Annotated in this window: 12 protein-coding genes; 7 read left to right on the plus strand and 5 right to left on the minus strand. The window is 62.7% G+C overall.

What is annotated here, in order from left to right:
* Positions 1–16: 16 nt before the first annotated feature.
* Entirely contained in the window at positions 17–1,819 is a 1,803-nt protein-coding gene (recJ, locus tag LQK84_RS00140) for a single-stranded-DNA-specific exonuclease RecJ (RefSeq protein ID WP_230826591.1), read from the plus strand.
* Here recJ and LQK84_RS00145 read toward each other — a convergent pair.
* Entirely contained in the window at positions 1,816–2,367 is a 552-nt protein-coding gene (locus tag LQK84_RS00145; protein ID WP_230826592.1) for a hypothetical protein, read from the minus strand. The genes recJ and LQK84_RS00145 overlap by 4 nt on opposite strands.
* 114 nt (positions 2,368–2,481) lie before the next feature.
* Here LQK84_RS00145 and LQK84_RS00150 point away from each other — a divergent pair, with 114 nt between their 5' ends.
* Both LQK84_RS00150 and LQK84_RS00155 read left to right on the plus strand, forming a co-directional pair.
* Positions 2,482–3,609, plus strand: a complete 1,128-nt coding sequence (locus tag LQK84_RS00150) for a DUF2336 domain-containing protein (RefSeq protein ID WP_230826593.1) — start codon at positions 2,482–2,484, stop codon at positions 3,607–3,609.
* Positions 3,610–3,739: 130 nt separating this feature from the next.
* Positions 3,740–4,495, plus strand: coding sequence for a carbonic anhydrase (locus tag LQK84_RS00155; protein WP_230826594.1), 756 nt, complete (start codon positions 3,740–3,742; stop codon positions 4,493–4,495).
* A gap of 33 nt (positions 4,496–4,528) precedes the next feature.
* Here LQK84_RS00155 and LQK84_RS00160 read toward each other — a convergent pair whose 3' ends face one another.
* Together LQK84_RS00160 and parE are read right to left on the minus strand one after the other, a co-directional pair.
* Positions 4,529–4,972, minus strand: coding sequence for a hypothetical protein (locus LQK84_RS00160; protein ID WP_230826595.1), 444 nt, complete (start codon positions 4,970–4,972; stop codon positions 4,529–4,531).
* 130 nt (positions 4,973–5,102) lie between these two features.
* Positions 5,103–7,196 carry a DNA topoisomerase IV subunit B gene (gene parE, locus LQK84_RS00165; protein WP_230826596.1) on the minus strand — a complete coding sequence of 698 codons (2,094 nt, stop codon included), beginning with the start codon at positions 7,194–7,196 and terminating at the stop codon, positions 5,103–5,105.
* 192 nt (positions 7,197–7,388) lie between these two features.
* Here parE and LQK84_RS00170 point away from each other — a divergent pair, with 192 nt between their 5' ends.
* Positions 7,389–8,282, plus strand: coding sequence for an alpha/beta hydrolase (locus tag LQK84_RS00170; RefSeq protein WP_230826597.1), 894 nt, complete (start codon positions 7,389–7,391; stop codon positions 8,280–8,282).
* Between the two features lie 3 nt (positions 8,283–8,285).
* Here LQK84_RS00170 and LQK84_RS00175 read toward each other — a convergent pair whose 3' ends face one another.
* Together LQK84_RS00175 and LQK84_RS00180 are read right to left on the minus strand one after the other, a co-directional pair.
* The gene (locus LQK84_RS00175; RefSeq protein ID WP_230826598.1) at positions 8,286–8,963 is read right to left on the minus strand and encodes a hypothetical protein; all 678 of its coding nucleotides are present in this window, start codon (positions 8,961–8,963) and stop codon (positions 8,286–8,288) included.
* Positions 8,964–9,015: 52 nt separating this feature from the next.
* The gene (locus LQK84_RS00180) at positions 9,016–10,524 is read right to left on the minus strand and encodes a caspase family protein (RefSeq protein ID WP_230826599.1); all 1,509 of its coding nucleotides are present in this window, start codon (positions 10,522–10,524) and stop codon (positions 9,016–9,018) included.
* A 160-nt stretch (positions 10,525–10,684) separates the two neighbouring features.
* Between LQK84_RS00180 and tpiA the strand changes: the two genes are divergently transcribed.
* From tpiA to LQK84_RS00195, 3 genes are all read left to right on the plus strand, one after another.
* Positions 10,685–11,452, plus strand: coding sequence for a triose-phosphate isomerase (tpiA, locus tag LQK84_RS00185; RefSeq protein ID WP_230826600.1), 768 nt, complete (start codon positions 10,685–10,687; stop codon positions 11,450–11,452).
* A gap of 120 nt (positions 11,453–11,572) precedes the next feature.
* Positions 11,573–12,076: a preprotein translocase subunit SecG gene (gene secG / locus LQK84_RS00190; RefSeq protein WP_230826601.1), complete on the plus strand. Its 504-nt coding sequence runs from the start codon at positions 11,573–11,575 to the stop codon at positions 12,074–12,076.
* A 143-nt stretch (positions 12,077–12,219) separates the two neighbouring features.
* Positions 12,220–13,857 carry a CTP synthase gene (locus LQK84_RS00195; protein ID WP_442966852.1) on the plus strand — a complete coding sequence of 546 codons (1,638 nt, stop codon included), beginning with the start codon at positions 12,220–12,222 and terminating at the stop codon, positions 13,855–13,857.
* The last annotated feature ends 5 nt before the right edge of the window (positions 13,858–13,862 follow it).

Genomic DNA, 13,862 nt, shown 5'->3' on the forward strand with positions numbered 1-13,862 from the left:
AGATGAAGGGCAGGATATGGCACAACCGATCGATCCCGCGCCGCAGACATTCCTGAATGTCGAGCGGTCGGTCAGCGGACAGCGTTGGGTTTCGCGGCTTGGCCAGGCGGGCGAGAACCGCGCGCTGGCGATGGCGCAGCTGCATGGCATTCCCGAACTGATCGCCCGTGTGCTGGCCGGACGCGGCGTGTCGGTGGACGACGCACCCGCCTTTCTCGATCCAACCATCCGCAACCTGATGCCCGATCCCTCAAGCCTGACGGATTGCGACAAGGCGGCAGCGCGCATTGCCAAGGCCGCGCTCAAGGGCGAGCGGGTGGCAATCTTCGGCGACTACGATGTCGACGGCGCGGCCTCCTCGGCGCTGCTTTATCGTTTCCTCACCCATTTCGGCGTGGAAGCAACCATCTACATTCCCGACCGCATCTTCGAAGGCTATGGCCCGAACCCGGCGGCGATCGGGCAGCTGATCGACAATGGCGCGCAGCTGATCGTGACGGTCGACTGCGGCTCGACCAGCCACGAGTCGCTTGCGGTCGCGGCCGAGCGCGGCATCGATGTCGTCGTCATCGATCACCATCAGGTGACACATGAGCTTCCCGTCACGCATGCGCTGGTCAATCCGAACCGCGAGGACGATCTGTCGGGGCAGGGGCATCTCTGCGCCGCGGGCGTCGTCTTCCTCGTTCTGGTGGCGACGCTCAGGGTTCTCAAGGAGGCCGGGCATCCTGCGGCAGGCACGATCGATCTCTTATCGTTTCTCGATCTTGTGGCGCTGGCAACGGTCTGCGATGTCGTACCGCTAAAAGGTCTGAACCGCGCCTATGTGGTCAAGGGTCTGATCGCGGCACGGCATCAGAAGAATGCGGGGCTGGCAGCGCTTCTGAAGGTTGCGGGCCTCTCCGGTCCGGTCACGCCCTATCACCTCGGCTTCCTCATCGGCCCGCGCATCAATGCCGGCGGGCGGATCAGCGATGCGGCGCTCGGAAGCCGTCTGCTGACGCTCGACGATCCGGTCGAGGCAGGCGAAATCGCCGAGCGGCTGGATGGGCTGAACCGCGAGCGGCAGGCGATGGAGGCGGCGATGCTGGAAGAGGCCGAGGCGGAAGTGCTCGCCGAATACGGCACCGCCGAGAAGGCCTCCATTCTCGTGACCGCCAGCAACCGCTGGCATCCGGGCATCGTCGGGCTGCTGGCGGCGCGGCTGAAGGAGAAGTTCCAGCGACCGGCTTTTGCCATTGCCTTCGATCCATCGGGCAAGGGCTCGGGTTCGGGACGCTCGATTGCCGGCTTCGACATGGGCCGCATGGTCCGCGCGGCAGTCGATCAGGGGCTGCTCGTCAAGGGCGGCGGTCACGCCATGGCGGCGGGCCTGACGGTCGAACGTTCGAAGCTCGGTGCCATGCGCGCCTTCTTTGAAGAGCATGCGGGAACTGCGGTTCTCGACATCGCCGCCGGCGCGAGCCTCAAGATCGATGGGGCGCTGTCGGCGTCCGGCGCAACGCTGGAACTGATCGACCTGATCGAACAGGCGGGACCGTATGGCTCGGGGCATTCGCAGCCCGTCTTTGCCCTGCCGTCGCACAAGATCCTGGATTCGCGGCAGGTCGGCGTGAACCATATCAAGGTCACCATTGAAGGGCTCGACCGGACGCGGCTCGATGCGATCGCCTTTCGCGCCATCGGCACGCCGCTCGGTGACCTGCTGCTCGGATCGCGTGGCGCTTCGCTGCATCTCGCCGGCACGCTCTCGGCGGACATGTGGCAAAGTTCGCGGCGCGTTCAGCTGCGCATCGTGGATGCGGTCAAGACATTCTAGGACGTCGCCAGACAGAGGCCGTGATAGCCATTGCGGATCGAGGCAGCTGTCGCGTCCGCGCCGATTTCATCGACCTTCAGGAACGCTGGCACCTCAGAAGCGCGTGCCGCCAGCGGCAGGCGCAGGCGCAGGTCGGCAATGAGATCGCTGTCGATCGCGGCACCGGTATTCTCCGCCAAGGCCTTCGCATCGAAGAGGAAGCCGGCGAGGCGGGGGATCGGTCGATGGAAGGCGGCAAGATCGAGTGCTGCCCTTGCCGTGTCCAGCACGGCGAGAATGAGAAGCGAGGCGGGCGGCCGATCCCGGTCGGCCTCGGCGACGCGCAGCAGCACGGATACCCTTTCGATATCGGCCGGCGTTTCGATGCCGCAGACGCAGATGCCCGCCCATGCCGGCTCGGCGAGGCGCCCGAGCAGGCGACGGTCGTCGTCGAGGCTGCGCGGGAGTGCCGTGGTAAGGAAACGCGCTCCAGCCGGCCAGCGGGCATCATCCGTCTCGCCGACGACGACGCGCGCCGGAGCCAGTTCTTCCCGCAAGATGACCGTCATTCGATGTCCGTCATGGTTAAGTAATCGCCAAGCGACATGGTAAAGGAATCTTAAACCAATTCCGGCCTAAGCTCCCTGAACAGTAGAACTGAGTCAGTATTCAGGGGCAAGCGGTTGATTTTCGGAACTTTCCTGCGTCGGTCGGACAAGACCCAGAACCGGGTTGAGCCGGTTGCCGCGCCTGCCATGAACGCGCAGCTTCCCACGGTTGCGGGTGGCGAGCGCCGCAAGCTCGACCTCGCCGCAACCTTTCTTCTCGACGACGTTTCCCCCAAAGTTCGGCTGAACCTTGCCGAGTCGCTGGCGGATGACCACAATGCTCCGCGCCCGGTCATTCTGGCGCTGACGGAAGATCGCACCGATATCGCAGCGACAATCGTTTCCCGTTCTCCGGTTCTGACGGACAATGATCTCATCGATCTCATCGGTCGTGGCAACCACGAAATCCGGGCAGCCGTGGCTGTTCGCACGGCCGTCTCCGCCCCGGTTGCCGCCGCATTGGCGGAAGTGGGCGGCAGGTTCGACATTGCGCTGCTGCTGCGCAATCAGGGTGCTCGGCTGACGGCCAATGTCATGGTGCGTCTGGCGTCGCGCTGCGGCAAGGATGCGACGATCCGTGAACTGCTGCTCGAGCGCAGCGAACTGCCGGCGACGGCACGTCATATCCTCATCGAAAAGATCGGCGATACGCTGGCGGATGCCGGACTTGTCACGGCGCTCATTCCGCCGCGCAAGCGCGAGCGGATGCGTCGCGAGGCCTGCGAGGCCGCCCTTGTCCGCGTGCTGGCCGGCGCCAGCGAAGCCGAACTGTCCGAAATGACGGAACACCTGCGTGTCGAGGGACGGCTTTCGACCATGTTCCTCATTCACGCACTTTGTGCCGGACGTACGGCCTTTTTCGCCGAAGTCATTTCGAACCTCTCCGGTGTCGCGCGCGTGCGTGCGCGTGCGATCCTCGCCTCCGGTCGTCCGCGCGCCGTCCGGGCACTGATCGAAGCGGCCGGAATCAGCCGTGACCTTTCCGAGGTGTTCTCTGAGGCCGTCGCGATCTGGCGCGAAGAGGGCGGAGACATCCCCGGCGATTCTGGAATTTTCCTGAGGCTCGCCGAACGCTGCCGCAGACAGAAGGACCTGTCGGAAGGCGGCCATGCGCTCGTCGATGCGGTGGAGCGACTGGCGATTTCCGAGATGCGCCAGATGGCCAAGGCCTATGTTCACGAGCTGCTGAGCGACGCCGCCTGACCCAGGATCGCCAGACTTGACGATGGGTTGCGCAACCACTTGTCAATGTTTTGTTGTTTAATCTTATTGTCGCTTGGGCAACCGGCGCCATTTTCAGGCGCATTTTTCTTGTCCCGGGCAGGGGGACATCATGAAGAGACGTGAATTGATACGCGGTTTTATCGCGCTGGGCGGTTGTGCTGTTTGCGCCGGGATGGCGCGCGCATCCGAAGGGCCCCATTGGGAATACAAGGGCGAGCACGGTCCGGATCACTGGGCCGATCTAGACAAGGCCAATGCGGTCTGCTCCGCAGGCGGCCAGCAGTCGCCGATCAACATTACCTCTGCGATCAGGGCCGAAGTCGATCCGATCACGGTGTCGTGGAAGAAATCTTCCGCCAAGATCGTCAATAACGGCCACACGATCCAGATCAACATGCCGGAAGGCTCGTCGATCAGCCGCAACGGCAAGGTCTATGATCTGCTGCAGTTCCACTTCCATGCGCCGAGCGAACATCTCGTCGACGGCATGACGCATCCGATGGAAGTGCATTTCGTGCACAAGAACAAGAAGGATGGCGACCTGGTCGTTCTCGGCATCTTCATGATGCCGGAACAGAAGCACGACGCCTTCTCCATGCTGGCCAGGTACTTCCCGCAGACGGAGGGAGCCGAGGGCAAAGTCGAGGCGTTTACGCCGAGCGACCTGCTGCCGCAGGGTCTCGAATACTGGACCTACGAAGGTTCGCTCACCACCCCGCCCTGCAGCGAGATCGTCACATGGATGGTGGCGCGCGAACCGCTGAAGGTCGAGCAGGTATCAATCCAGGCGTTCACCTCGATCTATTCGAGCAATGCACGACCTGTCCTTCCGATCAACCGTCGTCTTGTCCTGATGTCGCAGTAAGACGAGGGACGCGCGTCCGCATCAGGCCGGATATCAGTCCGGCTTGATCTTGCGCACGACCCAGCTGTAGCCGTCGGCGATCACATGGACCGGCTTTGTCACAGCTGATTTCACGCCTTCCGTCGTCGGAATGGCTTCCTTGATAACCCCAAAGGTTCTTTGCAGAAGGTTGGGCTTCTCGGGTTCTTTGGCTGCCGTTTCGGCAGTCGGGGGCAAGGCGGGTTGCGCCTGCGGCTGTTGCCTGGGTGCCGTGTTATCCTTCATCGCATCTGCCTTGGTCACCTCGGGCGACTGGCAGATGGCGATGACCATCGGATATTTCACGTTGGAATAGCGCGCCAGTTCCTGTTCGGAATCCTTGTCGCAGGCAGCGACCGTCTCCCATTTCGGCTCGCTCAGCGAAAGCTGCGTGCACTTCGTTGCGCTGTCGTCGCAGCCCATGATCGCCATGACGATCATCGCAGTCTTGACCTGCATCTCTTCCCGTCCATCTTCTGTCGCATCGCTCACGCCATGCTGAAATGCCCGCTCATCCCGTTATAGGCTGGAATATCACCGAACTGTGGCAGGCATTCAACAGGACGATCGAGAGGACGAAGGCGAGCACTCAGATATCGAGGTTTTCGGCGAAGGCGGCGCGGTCCTGGATGAAGCGGAAGCGGGCTTCCGGCTTCGTTCCCATCAGCGCATCGACCGAATCGCGCGTGCCTTCCGGGTCCTCCCGGTCGACATCGACACGCAGCAGCGTGCGCGTCTTCGGGTTCATCGTCGTTTCCTTCAGCTGGTCGGACGACATTTCGCCAAGACCTTTGAAGCGGCTGACTTCGACCTTGCCGCGACCGGTAAACTCCTTGGCCATCAGGTCGGCGCGGTGGCCGTCATCGCGGGCATAGAGCGTCTTGCCGCCCTGCGTCAGCTTGTAGAGCGGCGGCACGGCGAGGAAGAGGTGGCCTTCGCGGATCAGTTCCGGCATTTCCTGATAGAAGAAGGTGATCAGCAGCGAGGCGATATGCGCACCGTCGACGTCGGCATCGGTCATGATGATGATGCGGTCGTAGCGCAGGTCTTCCTCGCGGTATTTCGAGCGCGTGCCGCAGCCGAGCGCCTGGATGAGATCGGCGATCTGCTGGTTGGCGCCGAGCTTTTCGCGGCCGGCGCTTGCAACGTTCAAAATCTTGCCGCGCAAGGGCAGGATCGCCTGGTTGGCGCGGTTGCGCGCCTGCTTGGCAGACCCGCCGGCCGAGTCGCCTTCGACGATGAAGAGTTCGGCACCATCGGCCGTGTTCTGCGCGCAGTCGGCGAGCTTGCCGGGCAGGCGCAGCTTGCGCACCGCCGTCTTGCGGTTGACTTCCTTTTCCTTGCGGCGGCGCATGCGCTCTTCCGAGCGCTCGATCACCCATTCGAGAAGCTTGTCGGCTTCCTGCGGGTTGCCGGTGAGGAAGTGGTCGAAGGGATCGCGCAGCGCGTTTTCGACGATGCGCTGGGCCTCGACGGTGGCGAGCTTGTCCTTCGTCTGGCCGACGAATTCCGGCTCGCGGATGAAGACGGAGAGCATGCCGTAGGCCGAGATCATCACGTCGTCGGTGGTGATGTTGGCGGCACGCTTGTTCTGCGTCATTTCCGCGTAGTTCTTGAGCCCCTTGGTCAGCGCGATGCGCAGGCCCGCCTCATGCGTGCCGCCTTCGGGTGTCGGGATCGTATTGCAATAGGAATTGAGGATCGCGTCGCCGCCATACCAGGTGATCGCCCATTCGAGCGCACCATGGCCGCCGGTCTTCTCGGTCTTGCCGGCGAAGATTTCGCGGGTGACGGTGAAGTCCTTGCCAAGCGATGCCTGGAGGTAATCCTTCAGGCCGCCGGGGAAGTGGAAGACGGCCTTTTCCGGGATCTCGCCGCTTTCCGGCAGGATGGACGGATCGCAGCTCCAGCGGATTTCGACGCCGCCAAAAAGATAAGCCTTGGAACGGGCCATGCGGAAGATGCGCGCCGGCACGAATTTGGCGCTGTTGCCGAAGATTTGCGCGTCGGGATGGAAGCGCACGCGCGTGCCGCGACGGTTATGGACGTCGCCGAGTTCCTGCAGCGGCCCCTGCGGGAGGCCGCGCGAGAAACATTGGCGATAGAGCTTCTTGTTGCGGGCGACCTCGACTTCGAGAACATCTGACAGCGCGTTGACCACCGAGATGCCGACGCCGTGCAGACCGCCGGAGGTCTCGTAGGCCTTGCCGTCGAACTTGCCGCCGGCATGGAGCTTGGTCATGATGACTTCGAGCGTCGACTTGCCGGGCGCCTGCGGATGTTCTTCGACCGGGATACCGCGGCCGTTGTCGGTGACGGTGATGAAGCCTTCGGCGTCGAGGCTGACTTCGATGAAGTTGGCATGGCCGGCAACGGCTTCGTCCATCGAGTTGTCGATGACTTCGGCGAAGAGGTGATGCAGCGCCTTCTCGTCCGTGCCGCCGATATACATGCCGGGGCGCATGCGGACGGGTTCGAGGCCTTCGAGGACGCGGATCGAGGATGCGCCATAGTCGTCGGCGCCGTTGGACTTCGGCGGCGGTGGTGGTGCGGAGCTGACGGGCGACGAGGCGGGGGCTGCGGCGACCGGGCGCGCAGGCGCTGCCGCAACTTCGGTCTTGCGCTCCGCAGTTTCGGAAGCCTGGGGAGCCATGCTCGCGAAAAGATCGTTCGAATTATCCATCGTGCCGTATCTGCTGCTCTAGTCTGGTGTTCGCGCGCCGCATGGGTTCACATAGAACGCGGCGCGAATCGTTTCCCAAATGTTCTCCTGTCTTGTAGCGCAGGCAATGAGTCCGGGAAACCGTGAAAGCTGGCCCGAAATTGCGTATCGCCCGCCTTGTTGGCAAGATGAGGCAGGTCAGGGAGTTCTTCCATGGGACATATGTCCACAGTTCATTTGCGTTTCAGAACGCTGGTTTGCCTGTTTGCCGCGGTTCTGGCGCCGTCTTTGGCCGCAGCACTGGAGCTGAAGCCGTTCAAGGACGACCTGTTTGCCTATCCGGGCATCATGGAAACGAAGGACAACGGCGACTGGATCAAGGTCGACTACCGCAAGGAACGCGACATCTACCAGCGCGACGACGAGCCCGAGCGGAAGGTCAAGTGGCAATACATGTCGCTGGGCGTCAACTGGAACCAGTCCTTCAGCACGATGGATCTGGGAGCAGGGCACAAGCTTGAAATCTTCACCGCCGGCAAGGTCGGCAAGCAGAAGTTCAGCATCGTCTTCATCCATGGCCGCGGCGTCGACCGGAAACTCGGCGCGAGCGACGAACGCTTTGGCGGCAATTTCAATCGCCTGAAGAACCTGGCGGTGGAGAATGGCGGCGTCTATGTCGCGCCGACCGTCAAGAGTTTCGATGCGGCGGGCGCCGCCGATGTGTCGAAGCTGGTCCAGAGCCTGTCCAAGGCGTCCGGTGGCAATCCGGTCATCATCGCCTGCGCCTCGATGGGCACGCTGGTCTGCCGCGAGATCGCGCGCGACCCGCAGGCCGTCTCGGTTCTGTCCGGCATGATCCTGATGAGCGGCGTGCTCGACAGCCAGTTCGACACGACCCCCTTCTACACCGCTCACCTGCCGCTTTTCTTTGCCCACGGCACGGACGACACGGTCTATTCCTGGAAGGATCAGGACGGGCTTTATCGCAAGCTGCACGACAAGGGCTATCCGACGCGCTTCGTGCTGTTCAACACGGGCTCGCACGGGATCCCGCTGCGCATGCTCGACTGGCGCGATACGCTGAACTGGTTTTTCAGGCGGTCCTGAAACTCACAGCGAACGCAGCAGAACCTTGGTGGAGCCGACGGCGACCGAAATCGACTGGTAGTGGGCCAGCCGCGCGCTGGAGTTTTCCGACGAGCGCAGCAGCTGGGTTGCAGCTTCCTGCACGACCTGGGCTGCCTCTGCCATAGCCTGGCGCACCTTGTCGCGGCGCACGGCCTTGTAGCTGCGGTTCAGCCGGAAACGCGGATTGGCGCCGGCGGGCGGCGTCAGACGCGGCGCGGCAGGGTCGGCATATTTCGAGACGATGCCGCCGAGCTTGCCGGCTGCATTCGAGAGAATGCGCTTCACCCTGCCATAATCCCCGTCATCGGGCAGCTGATCCGCGATGCGCTGCATGTTCTGGCGCAGGCAATCGATGCGATAGACATCGTCATAGCGGCCGCATTCGGTCACGGCCGCGTTGAAGTCCTTCGAGATCCGGTTGGTGATCAACCAGTTGAGGTTGGTGTAGACGATGGTGGGCGAGCCGCCCGGGTTCGCATTCGACGACTGGGTTCCGGGATCGGACGTTGTGGCGCTGGGTGCTGGAGCCTGACCACCCTGGTTGCCTTGGCCACCCTGGTTACCAGGGCCGGGTCCCGCGGCCTGGGAGAAGGCAAGGTCGGGCAGGACAAGCCCCATGGAAACGATGACCGCCCAGGTCGCCTTAACCGTGCCACGCATGCCCATTGCCCCCTAAAATCCCGTTCGGGCCGACGCAGGCGCATTCCGGCCGCTATTCTCCATATGCAAGCTGCAGGCCACGGACCGTCCCCTTGCCGAAGCCGCCGTCGACGGTTCCCTTGTAGAAGCCATTGTCAGCGAGCAGTTTCTGCAGTGCCTTGCGGGTCGGAAGCTTGAACTGTTCAGGCCGCTCCGTCAATTGCGCCAGCACGTCCTTCACGCCGGAGCGGAGCGCCGCATAGAGATAGCGCGCGGCATCCTGCGAGGTCTTGCCCTTGATGACACCGTCGTCGATCAGCGAGGCGACATTGTACATGGCCTGCGGATGCTTCAGATCCGCGGCCTTGATGAAGAGGGCAACCGCCTTTTCCGGATCGCGCTTCACGCCTTCCGCACCCTGGTAGTAGAAGAAACCGAGATCGTTGATCGCGTCGGCAAAGCCGAGGTCGGCGGATTTGCGGTAGAGCGCCAAGGCCTTGGTGAAATCCTGCTTCGTGCCGATGCCCTTCTCATAGAGCTTGGCGAGTTCGAACATGGCTTCCGGATCGGCCTTGTCGGCGGCATCCGAGAAATAGCGGAAGGCCTTCTCCGGGTCGAAATTGTCCTTGCCGGGTGCCAGCGACATGTAGCCGAGACCGATCAGCGCCCGGACATTGCCGCCCTCTGCGAGCGAGGCCAGCTGCAGACGCTGGCTGCCTCCAAGCGAGCCCCAGGCCGTGCGGCGATCGGAGAGCGATGCAACCGCTGCGTCGCCACCGGCCAGAAAATAGGGGATGCCGGGCAGGGAGCCATAGAAATGCGGCTCCTGACGGTTATGCGTCTCCGCCATCACCTCGTCGCGCACCTTGCGGAACATCATGCCGATTTCGGTGTCGCGGTCCGGCAGGCGGTCGATGAGGGCACGGGCGAAGGGGCTGTGCCCGCCTTCGCCGTCAAGTGCGACATCGCCGGCCTTGGCGGCATAGACGACCAGTGTTCCCTGTTCCGGCGTCGGCGCAGCCAGACGGCCCTCGCGTACATCGTCGGCAGCGGTCATGACAATGCCGGGTGTGGCCGGCTTCTCGTTGAATTTCGGCTGTTCGGCAAACGGGTTGTTGCGGCAGGAGTCCAGGATGACGACGCGGAGCTTGCGCGCGCCGCCAACGGCAGACAGAAGGCTGTTGAGGGGCAGGGCCTGCTGGCCGATCTCCTCAAGTCTCTGCAGGGTGACATCGACCGGGATCAGGAAGTTCTCGCCGGCCACCTCGACGCCGTGACCGGCATAGTAGATCACCGAGATATCGGCGGTTTCCGAGCGGAAGGAGAAATCGTTGATCGTCTTCACCAGCCCGCCGAGCGGCTGGTCGATGGCCTCCGTGACATCGAAGCCGATGGATTTCAGCGTGGCAGCCACGGAACGGGCGTCATTGCCGGCATTTTCGAGGGGCACGACATTTCGATAGGCCGACATGCCGATGACCAGTGCTACGCGGCCTGCGGCCTGCGCCTCGACGCCGGCACAGAGGATCAGGACGAAGAAGACGCCCCAAATTGCCCGATTGAAAATCCGAACCGCAGACATGCCCAAATCCCGCCCTTAAAGGCTATAGAAGATCGCAGGATAACAACGGTCAATGGCAATCTTTTATTCGCAGACGCAGAGCGGTTGAAAACATTGCATCCCGCCCGCTTCGCCGCTATTGGCATGTCCGACCCGAAGTCGATGAGGAGAGGTTTTCGAGATGACGCCTGATGTCCGCCCGCTGGTTGCCGGCAACTGGAAAATGAACGGTACGCGGTCTTCGCTGGACGAAATCAAGGCGATGGCCGCCGGTGTCGGTTCGCTGAAGTGCAACATCTCGACACTGATCTGCCCGCCCGTCACGCTGCTTTACGTTGCGACGGCGCTTGCGACCGACAGTGTTCTCGAAATCGGCGCGCAGGATTGCCACGCGAAGGTCTCCGGCGCGCATACGGGCGATATCTCGGCCGAGATGATCGCCGACTGCTTCGGCACGCATGTCATCCTCGGCCATTCCGAGCGCCGCACGGACCACAAGGAAACGGATGCCGAAGTCCGCGCCAAGACGGAAGCCGCATGGGCTGCCGATCTGGTTGCCATCGTCTGCATCGGCGAGACGGAAGCCGAGCGCAAGGGCGGACGGACGCTTGAGGTTCTGAAGACGCAGCTCGCCGGCTCGCTGCCGGATGGCGCGACGGCGGAAAACACCGTCATTGCCTACGAACCCGTCTGGGCGATTGGCACCGGGCTGACGCCCTCCACCGGTGATGTCGAGGAGGCACATGCCTTCATGCGCGCCGAGTTGAAGGCACGCTTTGCAGGTGAGGGCGCGAAGATGCGGATTCTCTATGGTGGGTCGGTGAAGCCGGGCAATGCGGTCGAACTGATGGGCGTTGCCAATGTCGACGGCGCTCTGGTCGGTGGGGCCTCCTTGAAATCCGCGGATTTCCTCGCCATCTGCAAGGCGTACGAGACGCTTCAGGCCTAAGTTTATTTCCCTGGACGCAAATTGAACCGTCGGGACTTGGAATAACGGGACGGCTCGTGTAAAGAGCCGCCAACTTCTATTATTTTGCCGCGTTTTTCGCGCGGCATGGGACATGCCACTATGCAAACTGTTCTCATCGTCATTCATCTCATGATCGTGCTCGCGCTGGTCGGCCTCGTGCTCATCCAGCGTTCGGAAGGCGGCGGTCTCGGCATCGGCGGGGGCTCCGGCTTCATGTCGGCGCGCGGCACGGCCAATGCGCTGACCCGCACGACCGCGATCCTGGCGACGCTGTTCTTCATCACGTCTCTGGCGCTCGGCATTCTCGCCCGCTACCAGGCCAAGCCGACCGACATTCTCGACCGGATCCCGATCACCCAGCAGGGCCAGCAGAACGGCATTCTCGACCAGCTCGGCGGCACCAAGCCGGCTGAAACGAAGCCGGCCGTTCCAGACAATGGCGTTCCCTCTGGCGGCGCACCGGCAGCAAACGGCGCTTCGACGGCGCCGGCAGGCCAGGCACCAGCGGCTCCCGCAACGGGCACGGCACCCGCCGCACAGGCTCCGGCGACAGCGCCGGCAGCACCTCAGGCGGACCCAAACAAGGTACCGTCCGCCCAGTAAGGGCAGACAGGTTGACACAATCCTCCGGCAGCCAGCCAACTGGCTGCCGGATTTCTTTTGGCTAGAAGCGATTCGTCATCCACCGATTTTTCGGGCTCACCCGAATTTTGCGGGTAGCGGAATCGTTCGTTTAAAGGTATCCGGTGACTCCCATGGCGCGATACGTATTCATCACTGGCGGCGTGGTCTCTTCTCTTGGCAAGGGCATTGCGGCTGCAGCACTCGGAGCATTGTTGCAGGCACGGGGTTACCGTGTTCGCCTGCGCAAGCTGGACCCCTATCTCAATGTCGATCCGGGCACCATGAGCCCGACGCAGCACGGCGAGGTGTTTGTCACCGACGACGGCGCGGAGACCGACCTCGATCTCGGCCACTATGAGCGCTTCACCGGGCGTTCGGCGACGAAGACCGACAACATCACCACGGGCCGGATCTACAAGAACATCATCGACAAGGAACGCCGCGGCGATTATCTCGGCGCGACCGTGCAGGTCATTCCCCATGTCACGAACGAGATCAAGAATTTCGTCATCGACGGCAATGAGGACTATGATTTCGTCATCTGCGAAATCGGCGGCACCGTGGGTGACATCGAGGCCATGCCCTTCATGGAAGCGATCCGCCAGCTCGGCAACGACCTGCCGCGCGGCACGGCCGTCTATGTTCACCTGACGCTGATGCCCTATATTCCGGCTGCCGGCGAACTCAAGACAAAGCCGACGCAGCATTCGGTGAAGGAACTGCAGGCACTCGGCATTCATCCCGACATCCTCTTGGTGCGCGCCGACCGCGAAATCCCGGAAGCCGAACGCAAGAAGCTGTCGCTGTTCTGCAACGTGCGTCCGTCTGCTGTCATCCAGGCGCTGGATGTGGCCTCGATCTATGACGTGCCGCTCGCCTATCACAAGGAAGGCCTCGACAACGAGGTTCTGGCCGCCTTCGGCATCGAGCCGGCCCCGCAGCCGAAGCTCGAGCCCTGGGAAGAGGTTTCCAACCGCATCCACACGCCGCAGGGCGAAGTCACGATCGCGATCGTCGGCAAGTATACGGGCCTCAAGGATGCCTACAAGTCGCTGATCGAGGCGCTTTATCACGGCGGCGTGGCCAATCACGTCAAGGTCAAGCTTGAGTGGATCGAGTCGGAAATCTTCGAGAAGGAAGATCCGGCGCCGTATCTGGAGAAGGTCAACGCCATCCTCGTTCCCGGCGGTTTCGGCGAGCGCGGCTCGGAAGGCAAGATCAATGCGGCGCGCTTTGCGCGCGAACGCAAGGTGCCGTATTTCGGCATCTGCTTCGGCATGCAGATGGCGGTCGTGGAAGCGGCCCGCAATCTCGCCGGCATCGAGAAGGCTTCGTCCACCGAGTTCGGCCCGACCAAGGAGCCGGTCGTCGGCCTGATGACCGAATGGATCAAGGGCAACGAGCTTGAAAAGCGCTCGGCCTCCGGCGATCTCGGTGGCACGATGCGGCTCGGCGCCTACAAGGCGTCGCTCAAGAAGGACACGCTGATCGCCTCGATCTACGGCTCGACCGAGATTTCCGAGCGCCATCGCCACCGCTATGAAGTCAATATCGACTACAAGGACCGGCTGGAACATTGCGGCCTCGTCTTCTCCGGCATGTCGCCGGACGGCGTGCTGCCGGAGACGGTCGAATACCCGGATCATCCGTGGTTCATCGGCGTGCAGTATCACCCGGAACTGAAAAGCCGCCCGCTCGACCCGCATCCGCTGTTCAAGAGCTTCGTGGAAGCGGCGCTGGAGCAGAGCCGGCTGGTTTGAGGCCT

This window comes from Rhizobium sp. C4, from assembly GCF_021026315.1.
Classification (GTDB): domain Bacteria; phylum Pseudomonadota; class Alphaproteobacteria; order Rhizobiales; family Rhizobiaceae; genus Ensifer_A.

Excerpts from the sequence above, each read along its gene's own strand:
- recJ (WP_230826591.1), top strand. The coding sequence starts at position 17 with ATGGCACAACCGATCGATCCCGCGCCGCAGACATTCCTGAATGTCGAG.
- LQK84_RS00145 (WP_230826592.1), bottom strand. The coding sequence starts at position 2,367 with ATGACGGTCATCTTGCGGGAAGAACTGGCTCCGGCGCGCGTCGTCGTC.
- LQK84_RS00155 (WP_230826594.1), top strand. The coding sequence starts at position 3,740 with ATGAAGAGACGTGAATTGATACGCGGTTTTATCGCGCTGGGCGGTTGT.
- LQK84_RS00160 (WP_230826595.1), bottom strand. The coding sequence starts at position 4,972 with ATGCAGGTCAAGACTGCGATGATCGTCATGGCGATCATGGGCTGCGAC.
- parE (WP_230826596.1), bottom strand. The coding sequence starts at position 7,196 with ATGGATAATTCGAACGATCTTTTCGCGAGCATGGCTCCCCAGGCTTCC.
- LQK84_RS00170 (WP_230826597.1), top strand. The coding sequence starts at position 7,389 with ATGGGACATATGTCCACAGTTCATTTGCGTTTCAGAACGCTGGTTTGC.
- LQK84_RS00175 (WP_230826598.1), bottom strand. The coding sequence starts at position 8,963 with ATGCGTGGCACGGTTAAGGCGACCTGGGCGGTCATCGTTTCCATGGGG.
- LQK84_RS00180 (WP_230826599.1), bottom strand. The coding sequence starts at position 10,524 with ATGTCTGCGGTTCGGATTTTCAATCGGGCAATTTGGGGCGTCTTCTTC.
- tpiA (WP_230826600.1), top strand. The coding sequence starts at position 10,685 with ATGACGCCTGATGTCCGCCCGCTGGTTGCCGGCAACTGGAAAATGAAC.
- secG (WP_230826601.1), top strand. The coding sequence starts at position 11,573 with ATGCAAACTGTTCTCATCGTCATTCATCTCATGATCGTGCTCGCGCTG.